Origin of the sequence: Dongshaea marina, assembly GCF_003072645.1 — a bacterium.
Classification (GTDB): Bacteria; Pseudomonadota; Gammaproteobacteria; order Enterobacterales; family Aeromonadaceae; genus Dongshaea; species Dongshaea marina.
The window spans coordinates 250001-265036 of sequence record NZ_CP028897.1 but is presented as its reverse complement, the minus strand read 5'-3'; the positions used below and the strand labels follow the sequence as shown (position 1 = coordinate 265036).

The window sequence follows — 15036 nt, the reverse complement described above, 5'->3', positions numbered from 1 at the left end:
TTATTCTTTGCTCTCCATAGAGTGCTCCGGCAACAGTTGCTGTTTTCCTGTCATGCTCTCAATATCAATAACCCAGCAGGCGGTCTGCCTTAACAGGGTTTTGGAGACCTTGTGTTCGGGACGAACAACCTGCCCAAGCAGCGCCTCAAAAGCAAGTGTCTTCTCTTGATCACTCTCAAGCTCTCGAACCCTTCCGTAGCCAACTACGGAGCGAAACCCATAAGAGAGATGACAGGCTGAAGATTTGTGATCGATCAATTGATGCTGATCGGTCACGGTAAAGCACAACCTCGGATTTGTAGCAAAGCTGCTCGCTTTGCGCCCCTCTTTGGCGCCATGCAGATACAGCTTGTTGTCGGCATACCCATAGTTGACCGTCACCAGGTAAGGTTCATCACCATCGACCACCCCCAATACCACCACCCTGTTTTGATGGAGCACAGCTTCGATCTCACTGGGATCTTCCATCTCTCTGTCGGCTCGTCTCATCCTGATACCTCACATTGGTTGACTGAATATGGCCAAGATCCCATCATAATCATTCACCGGGCTGCCTAGCCCCACAAATCAAAATATCACAGCCGAGAGCGGTTTTCGGTAAGAGATAACTCGGAATTAACGGGATAATGACATGGCTATCACTTACAAGATCAATCACACCATCACAGTAGAACAGTTCCGTCATGTTCTGCAGACCTCAACCCTGGGAGAGCGCCGGCCCATTGAAGATGAAAGCTGCCTGCAGTCGATGCTGGACCATGGCAACCTGACGGTGACGGCCTGGGAGGGGGAGGAACTGATCGGTATTGCTCGCTCCGTCACCGATTTTTCTTTTTGCTGTTACCTCTCTGATCTGGCGGTGAGCCAACAGATCCAGGCAAAGGGAGTGGGAAAAGAGCTTATCCGTCAGACACGAACCCGGTTAGGTGATAAGTGTGCCATCATTCTGCTTGCGGCTCCCGCGGCACAAAACTACTACCCGCACATTGGCTTCAAGCCTCACAACAGCGCCTGGCTTCTCGAGCCGGAGGACCCGCTCATTTAACAGATGAGAGCCCTATTGAGTCCAGGGCGCTCCTAATATGGATCACATGGACTAATCGAAGTCAGTTCCCGCTAAATGATGAGAGCACGACCGGCTGCGCTACCCCGGAGTCAGGCCCGGCCGTGGCAACATTGACCAGGGCGGTGATTCCCAACGCCCATAAACCAAACAGTACAAAAGCGATCTCCTTTCCCTTCAAACCCGGCATGACTCTCTCCCTAATTCAGCACAAGAACTCAGAACAAAAATGGTGTTTCTAATTTGTTGAGGGCATTCTAGGAGAGTCGTATGACATCAGTGTGACAGTTCAATGAAAGTTTTATGACAGATTTTCCTGCATAATCACCCGCACGCTACAGGCATAACAAGCTATACCTCGGGAGCACCTTTTGTGAATGCAAGAGGCATAACTTGAGATAATCAGACACGAACCTAAGCAATACTTCATCGCAAGATGTGCTGGTTTGAATCCCCCCTTCTGCCGTAGTGAGCTGCCAGAAGTGGATTTACTTTAAGCAATCATCATTAACTGAGTATCTTCAATCACCATCCCCAGAGCCGCTACTGAGTTTTGGATATCTTTAACCTCAGATGTATGCCTTTCAATGGTACTTTCTGAAGCCATCAGTTTAGAGTCAATGTACTGCATACGATTTTGAGTATTTTCTATCTGATTCAAATTATGCATTACCTGCGTCTGGGTAAGGGCAACCTCATTTTCAAGAGTTGAAACCTTCTGTGATGTTGTATCGATTTCAGAAAATGCGATGCGGACGCTATCTTGGGTAGTTTGGAGCTTCTGGCTAACTGCTTCCAGCTCATCAGCCCGAACAACATGCTCTTCAAGCAAGACTTTTCTAACGGAAGCTGCCGTTGAATCTTTTTTAGCATACAGCCCATTCTTCCACCCGACCCACTTATATTCAGTGCCCTTTACATCATAGGATCGCCAACTATATTTCTGCACCAGGGCCAAATAGATCTCCCACTTAGCCCCTACACCCAGTTTGGAATAGCTCCCCAGGTAACTGGTATGGCTGGATCCCAGAAAAGTTTCAAACTTCGCCTGCGCCTCCAGCTGCATCCAGCCATTAATCTTCCACTTCATATTGGCGGTCGGCTTAAAAAACTCTTTCGCCGAAGGGATCTTAGATGATTCTGAAGAATCTGATGACTTCTTGGATGACTCTGAAGGCTGGTTTGATTTAGCTGATGGCTGGCTTGAACTACTTTTCCCCGATTCACCTCGCTCTCCTGCTGAGCCGGCGGCTTGGGCATCCTGAGTATTGGCTCGGCTAGCTGAGTGGCTACCCTCTGATGAGGTAGCTTGAGAAGCTCCGCTGCCCCTTGCATCACCAGTGGATTTACATTTTGTCCGCGTCCCTGTGCTTGCTGCATCAGCATAGCCATCTTCTCCCTGAAATAATCGCCCGAAAAATTCTAGAGAGTGTTTATGACTGCTTAATGACATGAGCTTCAAATATTTCACTAATAGTATGAAAGCGATAATTAAATCATTTTCAGATACTTGTACACCCAAGATATATAAACAGCTGTATGCTTATGCTCTGACGGGGAGAAAGATCTCCCCGTCAGCTACAGATCCATTCTTTTTTGCTGCATCGCCGCAAATACTTTTTCTGAATCAAGCAACTTGGCATAACTCATCAGCTCTTCACTTTCATGCTGAATCACAAACTCGGTCAGCTGTTCAATGACAACCTTGCGCAGCTCATCTGCAAGCCAGGGCTTTCCGACAAAATAGTGCAAGCCTCCATGGTTAATCGCCTCAATCGTCGCCTCCTGATCTGCCTGCCCGGTCAACAGCACACGCCGGCACTCACAGGTTTGAGGCCTTTCATTGAGCTCAATCAGAAAATCGACCCCCAGGGTGCCCGGCATGATGTGATCGCATAGGATCAGAGCCAGCTTTACCCCCTCCCCGGCCATTTCATCGATCACCTCGCGCGCTTCTGCCACGCTCTCCGTTGACTCAATCTCAAAGCGCTCGGCAAACTCAGACAGATCATCCTCGATGCTGTCCAGAACCTCCCTCTCATCATCCACGCAGACTATCAGGTACTTTTTCATCCCTTTTTATGACCTCCTTTCTTGCCATCTCTGTGGAGATACCGGCAGAGTCACGATCATCCGGGTATAGAGTCCCGGCTCCGATTCAACCCTAATCGTACCCTGATGACGCTGTACGATCTGTGCGCAAACACTCAGACCGATCCCCAGTCCGAAATCCCCTTCACGCTTAGTGGTAAAATTGAGTTCAAAGATTTCATCCTGAAGCTCGGGTGGGATCCCACAGCCATTGTCTTCAACACTCGCCTCAACCCAGGAGCTCCCACGTTGGTCCACCAACTCGCGGGTGCGGATAATAATCTTTCCCTCCAGCTCCCCCTTTGATAGGAGAGCCTCAAGGGCATTGGATAGAAAATTTGTCCAGATCTGCTGAAGAGCTATCGGATCACAATACACATCGGGAAGTGGTTGATACACCTTCTCAACCTCCAATCGCTTGAGGCGATTCTCAAATATCAGCAGGGTATCTTCCAGCCCCTCGTGCAGATCAACCCATTTCATCTGGCCATCGGTCTGGCGAGCATATTGTTTAAGGCTCTTGACCAGATCACCGATCCGCCGGGCACACACATCGATGTTGCGCAAAAAGCTCCCGACCTGATGAAAGCGCTCCAGCTCGGTAATCAACTGATCCCGCTCATCCGGCTCATGGGAGCAAAGCTGTGGCCAGTAAGCATCTTCATCAAGGCGCATGGTAACCACCTTTTTAGCCACCGCCCGATTCTCCAGGCTCTCATTTACCAACCTGGTTCGAGCCCGGATGGTGCTGGTTGACAGTGGATTCGAGTCCATCGCCTGACGCAAGATACGATCGCCAAGTTCAGTGATCTCTGACGGGAGTTCAATGCCGGTTAATTCAGGGATCTGCCGATGCAACTTCTCCGCGCCACGGATGATTGCCGAGACAGGGTTATTCAGTTCATGGGCAACCCCGGCGACAAGCTGCCCCAGTACCGCCATCTTCTCGGTATCAATAAGCTGGGTATATGCTGCATCCAGCGACTGCAGGGTTTCCTGTAACTTGATCTTGGTTCGAATACTGTTTTGCAAACGCCGGTCAAAATGACGCAGTAGCATGTTGGTGAACAGCGGCAACAGCTCCGAGCGAACACTCATCACCTTGGCAAACAGGGCCTTATCAAGGCGTATCACCTCAACCCGGGTCAGGGTAACCCCGGTAGAGAATGCAGGCTCCCCCGTGATGAAAGACATGCCTCCAACCAGGGCCCCTTCCTGATAACGAACCACTTCCTGCATCTGCCCCTTGGAGTCACGCTTTTTCAAAAGCACCTCACCCTTGGCAATAAACCACAGGTAATCGTTCGATTCCCCCTCCCGGGTCAGGATATGACCACTGGTATAGCAGCGACAGGCATGACTATCATCGTTACCATCAAAAAATTTATACAGGGCATCAATGAGCCGGGTTGAAAGCTCTTCATCGCTGTAGTGGGTATAGTCTAAAAACCCCTGGCGATAGCGGGCGATCTGACGATCCACATGGGCTTTGAGTAAACGAGGCTGGTCGAGGATACGGGCATAGGGGAGCGGGTCAACATCCTGCTTGAGGATGAAGTGAGTCGCCTGATCTATCACGACTTTGCGCAGGGCGGACTCATGCCAGGGAGACTGCAGATAGTAATCAAGTCGGCTCAGGTTCACCGCTTCTATGATGGAACCCAGCTCAGGATGGCGCCCCAGCAAGATCCGGCGGGAGCTATGGTAGGTTGCATCATTGCGGATCAAAAAATCGACCCCTCGACCATCCTCAAGGTGGTGATCGCACACCATGACCGCCACCTCTTGCTTCAACTCAGCCAACCGTTCTAATAACTCTTCAGCCTCATTGATTGAGCAAGCCTGATGCAAGCCAAAGCAGAGCTCTAAGCTCTTGAGCTCATCCAGGGCTCGCTGCAAGAGCTCCGCTTCGGTAGCCACCACCACGATTGCAAAATTCGTCATTGAAACTCCCTTTCAGTGGCTGCTCATTCAGGCTCAGATGCCACCATATCCCTGATGAGCCATATACTCCTCAATGGCCTCCAATAACTCCCCCCACTGCTCTTCGGGAACAGGAGCCTCGGGATCATCGGGCTCTTCGGCGTACTCCTCCCAATAAAAGCGTCGCATATCATTGGCAAAGGGCTCATGTAGCTCGGCCAGCAGTGACAGAGGGCCAAACCAAACGATATATCTGAGGCCTTCGGCCAGATCGTTCATCGACTCAATCATCAACTGATCGTCAAACTGCTCGGCCAGTAACTCAAATCGCTCCCGGGCGATCTCGAGCTGCTGTTCATCCAGGGAACCAACCTGTGCCAATAGCAACAGATAGTCATTACAAAGATATTCAATCGCTTCACCACGCTCATCAAAGGTGAGCCACTTCCCCCCTGATATCCTGCCAGTTCGGGGTTGACCTCGGGATCCATATGGCAGATGCCCCAGCTATCTTGTCCCATTTTCTATCTCATCCAATATCACGGTTGCTCTTGCCCCATTGTAACCAGTCAGATGCCCCGGCGTCAGCCGCTAATAAAGAGGCCATATGAACCACCTTACCTTTTAACTGGGTATAGTGCGTGATCAGGATCACGAGCCGGACTCTTGATGCTGTCACTAAGGGGGAAGTTTGTTCAAAATTGCCGGCCTTGTGTCTGACTGAAGAAAAATTATGACGCCTCTTATAGCCATAGCGATCACCACAGGGATCCTTTCCGGGATCTGGGCCTGGTTCTCCGTCGCGTTTGGACTCGTTACCTGGATTGGCTTTATCGGCTGTACCAGCTATTTTGCCTCCCAGGGCTGTTGGCGCTCCCTTATCACCACCTGGCTCACCAATACCACCGGAGTTTTTTGGGGAATGCTACTGATCAAAGGGGCGGATCTCTGGGGACAGGGGGTTTTCAGTTTCATGATGGTGGCGATCGTTGCCTTCATGATGTGCTTTCAGGGAAAGCAGCGCTGGCTCTCCTATATTCCGGGAACCTTTGCCGGCTGTTGCATCGCTTTTGGTAGTAACGGCGCCTGGCAGATCGCAATCCCATCCCTGTTGGTAGGCGCCCTATTCGGCTTTGCGATGAAGCAGAGCGGGCTGCTGCTATTCAAAATCTGGCCCGCTCGTTTCGCGAAGAAGGGCGATTAACCCTTATATTGCGCCGGCTCTACCTCATGACGGCGCAATAGCTTGTAGAAATCGGTGCGATTACGCCCTGCCAACTCAGCCGCCAATCGGGCATTCCCGCCACTGAGCTTGAGCACCCGAATAAGATAATCCCTTTCAAAGGTATTGCGTGCTTCCACCAGGGTCGGGAAGGCACTCTCGGTCTCGGGAAGCAGCTGGCGAATCGTCGCAACCGCCACCACCGAGGAGGTGGTTAGTGAGATCGCCTGCTCCAGCACATTATGCAGCTGACGAATATTCCCCGGCCAACTGGCGGTTGCCAGGCAGGCGAGCGCCTCCGAAGAGAAGCTACGAACCAGGGTTGTCTTTTCACTGGCATAGCTCTTGAGAATATCTTTGGCCAGCACAGGGATATCTTCCAATCGCTCACGCAGGCTGGGTAAGCTGATATTGGCAACATTGAGCCGGTAATAGAGATCTTCACGGAACGTCCCCTCATCCATAGATTCCACCAGATCCTGCTGACTGGCAGAGAAGATCCGAACATCAAGCTCCCCCTCTCGCACATCTCCCATGGCGTTCACACAATACTCGTTGAGACTCTCCACCAGTTTTCCCTGCAGGGCCAGAGGCATGGCAGCCACCTCATCAAGGAATAGGATCCCTCCATCCGCCCGCTCAAAAACACTGGCAAATCCTTGCCCATCACCAAACAGCTCTATCTCAAGCTTTTCAGCTTCAAGGCGGCAGTCGATCTCAATGAACACGGCTTCACGACGCTGGCTCTGGGCGTGAAGGGTCTGCGCCATTCGGGTCTTACCTGTGCCGCTATCCCCGGTGATCAGCACATTGATATCACTCAGAGCGATTCTGGAGGCCTGCTCAATGGTCCGGATCATCGCCGGACAGCGGGTCACAAACGCCTTATCCAGCCCCTCATACTGCTCACTGGCAGACTGTGCCAGTGCCTCCTCCAGGGCCTGAGCCAGCTCATTCTTATCAATCGGCTTGGCCAGAAAACTAAAGACCCCCGAGCGAGTCGCACTCACGGCATCTGAGATGGTGCCATGTGCCGTCATGATGATGACCGGCAGCCCAAGCCAACGCTTCTGAATCTGATCAAACAGTGCCAGCCCATCCATCTCATCCATTCGAAGATCGCTCATCACCAGATCCGGGCGCTGCTGTTCAATCAGCTGCAGTGCCTCTTTGCCAGACAGAGCGGTGCGAACCTCGTACCCTTCACTCTTGAGGCGTATGCTCAACAGCTTGAGCAAACTGCTATCATCATCAACTAAGAGTAGGCTGGCCTGACTCATCATAAGCCTCCGCTATTATATTTTTGATCGGCTATCTGCTGATCAATCTTGGTCAGGGCCTCCAATTTGCCCCTGAGATCCGTCACCTCTGTATTGAGCTCAACCCAGGGCCTGAGAGATTGCTGCGCCTCTTTACTCATCTTGGGTAACTCCAGCTTAAACAGCTGCATCGCTTGCTTGCGATAGTGATAGGGCTGCCCCGGTACACTCAGCAAGATAGCGCGCTTAAGCTGGCTGGTGGGATCTTTTTGTCCATCCAGGGTGCTAAACAGTTGCTTGCGCTGATCTGAAGATGCATTAACCGCTATCTGGATATAGCTCTGCCAATAGGCGCCCTGCTGATCCACCTTGGCCATTTTTTCAAGCCAGTTTTGCTCATTACTCTGAGCGGCCTGTCGCGACAAGCTGGTACATGAGCACAGACCCAATACCAAAAGCGCAATTGTTATTATTCTGAACAAGATGCCTCTCCCTGTTTCAGCAAGGTTAGCCGGAAACACACGTCCATTTCATGCTCTTCAAGCACCACGAGTTGTCCCTCCAGTGATAATGCAGATTCCAGGGCAATACTCAAACCGAGGCCACTGCCTCGCACCGGACCATCCCGGCTGGCCTTCCCCTGAATAAATGGCTCAAAAATAGCCGCACGCTCCTCTGTGCTGATCGCCGTTCCATTGTTAGCTATATCAAGCACCAATTGTTGTTCCTCGACCCTGACCTTGATCAAGATGAGCTGCTTTCCATAATGAATTGCGTTGGAAAGCAGATTATCAATGATCAAACGCAATCGCTCACTATCTGTATACCAACAAACCGGCTCAATCTCTTCAACTAAGCGAATTTGAGAGTTCGCTAAAGGTAATCGGTAATGATTCACCACCGACTGGATCAGGGATGGAATATCAACCCACTCCCACTTAATCTGTTTTTGCTGGCTCAATCTGTTATATCCAAGCAGCTGCTCAATTAGCTGCTGAAGACGCTGCCCATTCTCAACCATCAGCTCAACAATTTCGAGCTGCCCCTCATTGAGCGGACCTGCTACCTGTTCTATCAACAGATCGGCCCCCTCACGCAGGCTGGATAGAGGTGTCTTCAATTCATGTGAAATATGTCGTAAAAATTGCTGCTTCTGCTCTTCGAGCTGATTGAGACGATTGTGCAGCCAATGCAACCTCTCACAAAGCTCAACCAACTCGGTCGGACTGGTCATGGTCACCGGCTCAGGATCATGGCCCGAGCCTATGCTGTGGATCATCGACTCCATTTTTCGAATTGGCCGGATAATCAGCCAGGTAAAGATCATGATCAATAAAAAACTCAGGCTGAACAGCACGCTCAGATACCACCAACTGCGATTTTGATAGCGCCGGATCTGCTGCTGCACAAAATCAACCTGGATATCGACCTGGGCCTTTATCTCCTTAGAAAGCTGACGATTGAGGCTAAAAAATGGGATGAAAATATCCAGTCGTCGATCGATCTCTACCCCATGCATCCCGGCAAGCGCTTGCAGCTGTGGTAGCAGATCTTTAAGCAAACCGGTCGTCTTTGCCGAAGCCAGTTGCTCCTGGGCCAGTAAGCTCTCATAGTGATCAAGTTGCTTAAGATAATGTTGCTTGAGCGGCGCCGTTCCCAATACCCGGTAACGACGAATCGTTGAGGCCATATCCGTTGATAAAAAGGTCAACTCGGTTGCATAGCGCGTCTGCTGAACCGACTCACTCATGTTACGCTCAAGCAGTCCACTGAGGTAGTTGAGTGACACAGTATTCTGGTATAGCAGGAATGCCAAAGGAAAAGTCACCAGCACAAACCCCGCCAAGATCAGCTGCAACAGCGAACGAGGACGAAGCCTGCTTTCAAAAAAAGACATCCGTATATGCTCAAGATTGCCAAGGTTGTGACAGAATAACAAAAGCAGCCCCACAGTCCACTTTGAGAGCGGAAGAATCCTATCCGATTCTCCCCGGTCACTCCAGCCTCAAGCGAGACCTCGCGACGCAAAGTTACGCCTTCTAACAAACTGTCAGTTTCTTGCTTTTTATTTGGTCAGATATTGTACTGATGTCACAGATCCGGTAAAATTCGCGGCCTTTTGTGGCCTTATCCAGAGCCCCATGGGCAACCATCAAGGACCCTGCTCTCAATATGTTCGAACTACATATAAATAAAAACTTTAGTGTTAAAAATGACATCCTGTCCGGCCTGACAGTCGCATTGGCATTGGTACCAGAAGCCGTCGCCTTTGCATTTGTTGCCGGAGTTCAGCCCCTGGTGGGCCTCTATGCTGCTTTTATCGTCTGCCTGATCACCTCAATCGCGGGTGGACGCCCAGGCATGATCTCGGGAGCGACAGGCTCGATGGCGGTGGTAATGGTTGCCCTGGTCGCCCGTTATGGAGTGGAGTACCTGTTTGCAACCATAGTCCTGACCGGTATTCTACAGATCCTGGCCGGGATATTTCGTCTCGGTAAGTTTATCCGCATCGTCCCCCACCCTGTGATGCTCGGCTTTGTCAATGGTCTGGCTATCGTCATCTTCCTCGCCCAGCTCAAGCAGTTTTCACTGAATGATGTCCAGGGCTGGCTGCATGGAACCTTGCTGCAGGGCAGCTCCATCGATCTGGCCTGGATTCATGGCACACCTCTGTACTGGATGTTGGGACTTGTTGTGATCACCATGCTAATAGTCCACTTCCTGCCACGTTTCACTAAGATCATTCCTTCGACCCTGGCCGCAATCCTTATCCTGTCCATTGGGGTTTATTTTTTAAATATTGATACCCGCACCGTGGGTGATGTTGCCCACATCAAGGGAGGCTTACCCAGCTTCCACATCCCCATGGTTCCCCTGAACTGGCACACCCTGGCGGTGATCTTCCCGTTCGCTCTGATCCTGGCAGCCGTTGGCCTCATTGAATCCCTGCTGACCCTGCGCCTTATTGATGAGATCACCGAAACCCGTGGTCGCAGTAATAAAGAGTGTATCGGTCAGGGCCTTGCCAACACAGTTGCCGGCTTCTTCAGTAGCATGGGTGGTTGTGCGATGATCGGTCAGAGTATGATCAATATCGAGTCTGGCGGCCGCTCCCGCCTGTCCGGGATCACTGCCGCCGTATGTCTGCTGGCATTTATTCTGGTGCTCTCTCCCCTGATTGAGCAGATCCCGGTGGCCGTGCTGGTTGGTATCATGTTTATGGTGGTACTGGGCACCTTCGAGTGGTGTACCTTCCGGATCATCAATAAGATCCCTAAGAGTGATGCGCTGATCATCATTCTGGTATCTCTCATCACTGTCTTTACCGATCTCGCGATGGCGGTGGTGATTGGGGTCATAGTCTCGGCCCTTATCTTTGCCTGGGAGCATGCCAAGCATGTCCAGATCACCCGTGAGCCGGATCAGAATGAGTCGACCGTCTATAGCGTCCGCGGTGCTCTGTTCTTTGGCTCCAGCAGCAACTTCCTGGAGCAGTTCAACCCCAAAAACGATCGCAAAGATGTGATCATCGATTTTATGCATGCCCGGGTTTGTGATCACTCAGGACTTGAGGCGATCGATACCCTGGCTGAACGCTATATGAAGTACGATATCAAGCTGCACCTGATACACCTGAGCCCAGAGTGTAAAAAGCTGCTGACCAAGGCCGGTGACCTGGTTGAAGTGAATGTCATCGAAGATCCAAAGTACCTGGTAGCCGATGATAGTGTGGATTAAGCTTTACTAGCTCCATCCCAAAAAGCCCGGCAAAATGCCGGGCTTTTTATATTCAGGGCTCAAGGCTACTCTGTCGTTGCATCCGTTACCGGAGGCAGTGGCCGCTCAAGGTTCTCCTCAAGAATCTGCCCCTTCTTTACCTTCTTCTGCCAGCCCTCAGGCAGGAACTCCCCACGATCAAGCTTCTTCTCGAGTCCTCGTGGCATCTGCTCAGAAGGGCTGACACGATCAGCTTTTTGACTCCTTGGCGCTCCGCGGATTGCACTTTGCCCCCTTTACCACCGGATTGAGAAGCACTATTGCCTTGCCGCCACCTTTATTGCCTAGCTTGGCGTCGGCAACCAGTCATAGCACCAAAGGTCAACACTCGAGAATCAATTTAAGCCAATGCATCAGTACATCTCTCGACTAGACTCCCTGTTTAAGCATGGCTAGCATGAGATCCGCGATTTAACGACGTTGAAGGCAGGGCGAACTCAGCGCCAGCCTGCTAACTTTCGCTCAATGCTGCGCGTACTTTTGCAGGACATCCAGGTGTTTTGTTGATCAGCATATTTGCAATAATCACTCCCCCATGATTATCCGCGAACTGATAGCCGGCACGACCATTCATCAGTAGCTCACACTGCTGCGTCACGCTCTGCTTACTCCTGTCGAGCTGGCTGAGGTAGTGATTGCCATATTCATTGCCTACAGCACTTCTCAGGGGTGGGTAGTAATAGACAGCCATGCCTATACAGAACACAATCACTAGCAATAGAACCAATTTAATCAGATGTCTTTTTAGACGAGTCATGTTCCCCTCCTGAGAACTCAGTTCGCAAACCTATCCGATGATAATCCCGGGCAATAAAAGAACAAGGCCAAGACAGGGATTAAACCGCAAGAAGGAGGGATGGTGATGGATTATCATCGCAGAGCAGGAGAAAAGTCTCATAGAGAAGCTTCGAACTCGCTGCGTGCCGGTGGTCTGCTGGCAAAATATCTAAACTCCAAACGCAAAAAGCCTTCCCGTTAGGGAAGGCTTTCTTACTCGATAATGGCGGAGCGGACGAAACTCCCGCGCCTCCCGGCATGACAGGCCGGCTTGCCTATGAAGAGCCTTAACAAGATGTTTTGCCATGCAGATAAGCCGGCCTTTTGTGGCATGGACGCCACAATAGAGCATCCAGGGACGGACTCGCTGCGTGCCGGTGGTCTGCTGGTAAAATACCTAAACCCCAAACGCAAAAAAGCCTTCCCGTTAGGGAAGGCTTTCTTACTCGATAATGGCGGAGCGGACGGGACTCGAACCCGCGACCCCCGGCGTGACAGGCCGGTATTCTAACCAACTGAACTACCGCTCCAAAATCAAAGTCTGGCGATGACCTACTCTCACATGGGAACCCCCACACTACCATCGGCGCTACGGCGTTTCACTTCTGAGTTCGGAATGGGATCAGGTGGGGCCACCGCGCTATGGTCGCCAGACAAAAAACTTAAATCCAGAAAGTGATTAATTCGTTCTCAAGACACACAAGCGTCTCTCACTTGGGTGTTGTATGGTTAAGCCTCTCGGGTCATTAGTACAGGTTAGCTCAACGCCTCACAACGCTTACACACCCTGCCTATCAACGTCCTAGTCTCGGACGGCCCTTCAGAAGACTTAAAGTCTTAGGGATGACTCATCTTGAGGCCTGCTTCCCGCTTAGATGCTTTCAGCGGTTATCAGTTCCACACGTAGCTACCGGGCAGTGCCACTGGCGTGACAACCCGAACACCAGAGGTGTGTTCACTCCGGTCCTCTCGTACTAGGAGCAACTCCTCTCAATCATCCAACGCCCACGGCAGATAGGGACCGAACTGTCTCACGACGTTCTGAACCCAGCTCGCGTACCACTTTAAATGGCGAACAGCCATACCCTTGGGACCTGCTCCAGCCCCAGGATGTGATGAGCCGACATCGAGGTGCCAAACACCGCCGTCGATATGAACTCTTGGGCGGTATCAGCCTGTTATCCCCGGAGTACCTTTTATCCGTTGAGCGATGGCCCTTCCATTCAGAACCACCGGATCACTATGACCTACTTTCGTACCTGCTCGACGTGTCTGTCTCGCAGTTAAGCGGGCTTATGCCATTGCACTAACCGTACGATGTCCGACCGTACTTAGCCCACCTTCGTGCTCCTCCGTTACTCTTTGGGAGGAGACCGCCCCAGTCAAACTACCCACCAGACACTGTCCCTAATCCAGATAATGGACCGAGGTTAGAACATCAAACATGCAAGGGTGGTATTTCAAGGATGGCTCCACGATAACTGGCGTTACCGCTTCGAAGCCTCCCACCTATCCTGCACATGCAGGCTCAATGTTCAGTGCCAAGCTGTAGTAAAGGTTCACGGGGTCTTTCCGTCTAGCCGCGGGTACACTGCATCTTCACAGCGATTTCAATTTCACTGAGTCTCGGGTGGAGACAGCGTGGCCATGGTTACACCATTCGTGCAGGTCGGAACTTACCCGACAAGGAATTTCGCTACCTTAGGACCGTTATAGTTACGGCCGCCGTTTACCGGGGCTTCGATCAACCGCTTCTCCCGAGGGATAACGACATCAATTAACCTTCCGGCACCGGGCAGGTGTCACACCGTATACGTCCTCTTTCGAGTTTGCACAGTGCTGTGTTTTTGATAAACAGTCCCAGCCACCTGGTCACTGCGACCACCGACAGCTCCATCCGCAAGGGACTTCACCGTCAGCGGCGTACCTTCTCCCGAAGTTACGGTACTATTTTGCCTAGTTCCTTCACCCGAGTTCTCTCAAGCGCCTTGGTATTCTCTACCCGACCACCTGTGTCGGTTTGGGGTACGATTCTCTGTAATCTGAAGCTTAGAAGCTTTTCCCGGAAGCAGGGTATCAATGGCTTCCATCCCGTAGGATGTTCGTCTCGTGTCTCAGCCTAATGAGCGTCCGGATTTACCTAAACACTCAGCCTACGCACTTTCACCAGGACAACCAACGCCTGGCCCACCTAACCTTCTCCGTCCCTCCATCGCAATTACAGCGAGTACAGGAATATTAACCTGTTTCCCATCGACTACGCCTTTCGGCCTCGCCTTAGGGGTCGACTCACCCTGCCCCGATTAACGTTGGACAGGAACCCTTGGTCTTTCGGCGTGGAGGTTTTTCACCCCCATTATCGTTACTCATGTCAGCATTCGCACTTCTGATACCTCCAGCAGACTTCTCAATCCACCTTCACAGGCTTACAGAACGCTCCCCTACCCAGCATAACTAGTATGCTGCCGCAGCTTCGGTGTATCACTTAGCCCCGTTACATCTTCCGCGCAGGCCGACTCGACCAGTGAGCTATTACGCTTTCTTTAAATGATGGCTGCTTCTAAGCCAACATCCTGGCTGTCTGGGCCTTCCCACATCGTTTCCCACTTAGTGATAACTTTGGGACCTTAGCTGGCGGTCTGGGTTGTTTCCCTCTCCACAACGAACGTTAGCACCCGCTGTGTGTCTCCCGGATAGTACTTATTGGTATTCGGAGTTTGCATCGGGTTGGTAAGTCGGGATGACCCCCTAGCCGAAACAGTGCTCTACCCCCAATAGTATTCGTCCGAGGCGCTACCTAAATAGCTTTCGGGGAGAACCAGCTATCTCCCGGTTTGATTGGCCTTTCACCCCCAGCCACAGGTCATCCCCTAACTTTGCAACGTTAGTGGGTTCGGTCCTCCAGTTGATGTTACTCAACCTTC

15 protein-coding genes, 1 tRNA gene and 2 rRNA genes (1 of these 18 running past the window's edge) are annotated in these 15036 nt (G+C 51.5%); 3 read left to right on the top strand and 15 right to left on the bottom strand.

What is annotated here, in order from left to right; translation table 11 throughout:
- Positions 1 to 489, bottom strand: coding sequence for a pyridoxamine 5'-phosphate oxidase family protein (locus tag DB847_RS01415; protein ID WP_108649110.1), 489 nt, complete (start codon positions 487 to 489; stop codon positions 1 to 3).
- Between the two features lie 142 nt (positions 490 to 631).
- Between DB847_RS01415 and DB847_RS01410 the strand changes: the two genes are divergently transcribed.
- A complete protein-coding gene (locus tag DB847_RS01410; protein WP_108649109.1) occupies positions 632 to 1045 on the top strand; it encodes a GNAT family N-acetyltransferase in 414 nt (137 codons plus the stop codon).
- A 61-nt stretch (positions 1046 to 1106) separates the two neighbouring features.
- Here DB847_RS01410 and DB847_RS24155 read toward each other — a convergent pair whose 3' ends face one another.
- The 6 genes from DB847_RS24155 to DB847_RS25880 form a co-directional block, all read right to left on the bottom strand.
- Positions 1107 to 1253, bottom strand: coding sequence for a hypothetical protein (locus tag DB847_RS24155; protein ID WP_159084322.1), 147 nt, complete (start codon positions 1251 to 1253; stop codon positions 1107 to 1109).
- 303 nt (positions 1254 to 1556) lie between these two features.
- Positions 1557 to 2585, bottom strand: a complete 1029-nt coding sequence (locus tag DB847_RS24150; protein ID WP_159084321.1) for a hypothetical protein — start codon at positions 2583 to 2585, stop codon at positions 1557 to 1559.
- A 56-nt stretch (positions 2586 to 2641) separates the two neighbouring features.
- Entirely contained in the window at positions 2642 to 3136 is a 495-nt protein-coding gene (locus DB847_RS01395; RefSeq protein WP_108649106.1) for a response regulator, read from the bottom strand.
- 6 nt (positions 3137 to 3142) lie between these two features.
- Positions 3143 to 5098 (bottom strand): ATP-binding protein, encoded by a 1956-nt coding sequence (locus DB847_RS01390; protein ID WP_108649105.1) that lies wholly within the window; start codon positions 5096 to 5098, stop codon positions 3143 to 3145.
- A gap of 33 nt (positions 5099 to 5131) precedes the next feature.
- On the bottom strand, positions 5132 to 5464 hold the full coding sequence (locus DB847_RS01385; protein ID WP_199911682.1) for a hypothetical protein: 333 nt from the start codon (positions 5462 to 5464) through the stop codon (positions 5132 to 5134).
- Between the two features lie 142 nt (positions 5465 to 5606).
- Entirely contained in the window at positions 5607 to 5732 is a 126-nt protein-coding gene (locus tag DB847_RS25880) for a hypothetical protein (protein WP_267897733.1), read from the bottom strand.
- A gap of 78 nt (positions 5733 to 5810) precedes the next feature.
- Here DB847_RS25880 and DB847_RS01380 point away from each other — a divergent pair, with 78 nt between their 5' ends.
- Positions 5811 to 6281, top strand: a complete 471-nt coding sequence (locus tag DB847_RS01380; RefSeq protein WP_108649104.1) for a DUF1097 domain-containing protein — start codon at positions 5811 to 5813, stop codon at positions 6279 to 6281.
- Here the strand turns inward: DB847_RS01380 and DB847_RS01375 are convergent.
- The 3 genes from DB847_RS01375 to DB847_RS01365 are packed head-to-tail and all read right to left on the bottom strand — an operon-like array spanning position 6278 to position 9455.
- Positions 6278 to 7582: a sigma 54-interacting transcriptional regulator gene (locus DB847_RS01375; RefSeq protein WP_108649103.1), complete on the bottom strand. Its 1305-nt coding sequence runs from the start codon at positions 7580 to 7582 to the stop codon at positions 6278 to 6280. The two genes, DB847_RS01380 and DB847_RS01375, sit on opposite strands and share 4 nt — an antisense overlap.
- On the bottom strand, positions 7579 to 8040 hold the full coding sequence (locus DB847_RS01370; protein ID WP_159084320.1) for a hypothetical protein: 462 nt from the start codon (positions 8038 to 8040) through the stop codon (positions 7579 to 7581). Before DB847_RS01370 ends, DB847_RS01375 begins: the two co-directional genes overlap by 4 nt.
- Complete coding sequence (locus DB847_RS01365) at positions 8028 to 9455, bottom strand: sensor histidine kinase (protein ID WP_108649101.1); 1428 nt, start codon at positions 9453 to 9455, stop codon at positions 8028 to 8030. The genes DB847_RS01370 and DB847_RS01365 overlap by 13 nt, the downstream gene beginning before the upstream one ends.
- Positions 9456 to 9730: 275 nt before the next feature.
- Here DB847_RS01365 and DB847_RS01360 point away from each other — a divergent pair, with 275 nt between their 5' ends.
- Positions 9731 to 11296: a SulP family inorganic anion transporter gene (locus DB847_RS01360; RefSeq protein ID WP_108649100.1), complete on the top strand. Its 1566-nt coding sequence runs from the start codon at positions 9731 to 9733 to the stop codon at positions 11294 to 11296.
- 65 nt (positions 11297 to 11361) lie between these two features.
- Here the strand turns inward: DB847_RS01360 and DB847_RS24145 are convergent, their stop codons facing one another.
- The 5 genes from DB847_RS24145 to DB847_RS01340 all read right to left on the bottom strand — a co-directional run.
- Entirely contained in the window at positions 11362 to 11502 is a 141-nt protein-coding gene (locus tag DB847_RS24145) for a hypothetical protein (protein ID WP_159084319.1), read from the bottom strand.
- 284 nt (positions 11503 to 11786) lie between these two features.
- Positions 11787 to 12092, bottom strand: a complete 306-nt coding sequence (locus DB847_RS01355; protein ID WP_108649099.1) for a hypothetical protein — start codon at positions 12090 to 12092, stop codon at positions 11787 to 11789.
- A gap of 473 nt (positions 12093 to 12565) precedes the next feature.
- Positions 12566 to 12642 (bottom strand) — tRNA-Asp (locus DB847_RS01350).
- Positions 12643 to 12651: 9 nt separating this feature from the next.
- Positions 12652 to 12766 (bottom strand): 5S ribosomal RNA (gene rrf, locus DB847_RS01345).
- A 71-nt stretch (positions 12767 to 12837) separates the two neighbouring features.
- Positions 12838 to 15036: ribosomal RNA gene (locus DB847_RS01340) — 23S ribosomal RNA — on the bottom strand (it continues 694 nt past the right edge of the window).

Excerpts from the sequence above, each read along its gene's own strand:
- DB847_RS01415 (WP_108649110.1), bottom strand. The coding sequence starts at position 489 with ATGAGACGAGCCGACAGAGAGATGGAAGATCCCAGTGAGATCGAAGCT.
- DB847_RS01410 (WP_108649109.1), top strand. The coding sequence starts at position 632 with ATGGCTATCACTTACAAGATCAATCACACCATCACAGTAGAACAGTTC.
- DB847_RS01380 (WP_108649104.1), top strand. The coding sequence starts at position 5,811 with ATGACGCCTCTTATAGCCATAGCGATCACCACAGGGATCCTTTCCGGG.
- DB847_RS24155 (WP_159084322.1), bottom strand. The coding sequence starts at position 1,253 with ATGCCGGGTTTGAAGGGAAAGGAGATCGCTTTTGTACTGTTTGGTTTA.
- DB847_RS01355 (WP_108649099.1), bottom strand. The coding sequence starts at position 12,092 with ATGACTCGTCTAAAAAGACATCTGATTAAATTGGTTCTATTGCTAGTG.
- DB847_RS01375 (WP_108649103.1), bottom strand. The coding sequence starts at position 7,582 with ATGATGAGTCAGGCCAGCCTACTCTTAGTTGATGATGATAGCAGTTTG.
- DB847_RS01365 (WP_108649101.1), bottom strand. The coding sequence starts at position 9,455 with ATGTCTTTTTTTGAAAGCAGGCTTCGTCCTCGTTCGCTGTTGCAGCTG.
- DB847_RS01360 (WP_108649100.1), top strand. The coding sequence starts at position 9,731 with ATGTTCGAACTACATATAAATAAAAACTTTAGTGTTAAAAATGACATC.
- DB847_RS24145 (WP_159084319.1), bottom strand. The coding sequence starts at position 11,502 with ATGCCACGAGGACTCGAGAAGAAGCTTGATCGTGGGGAGTTCCTGCCT.
- DB847_RS01390 (WP_108649105.1), bottom strand. The coding sequence starts at position 5,098 with ATGACGAATTTTGCAATCGTGGTGGTGGCTACCGAAGCGGAGCTCTTG.
- DB847_RS01395 (WP_108649106.1), bottom strand. The coding sequence starts at position 3,136 with ATGAAAAAGTACCTGATAGTCTGCGTGGATGATGAGAGGGAGGTTCTG.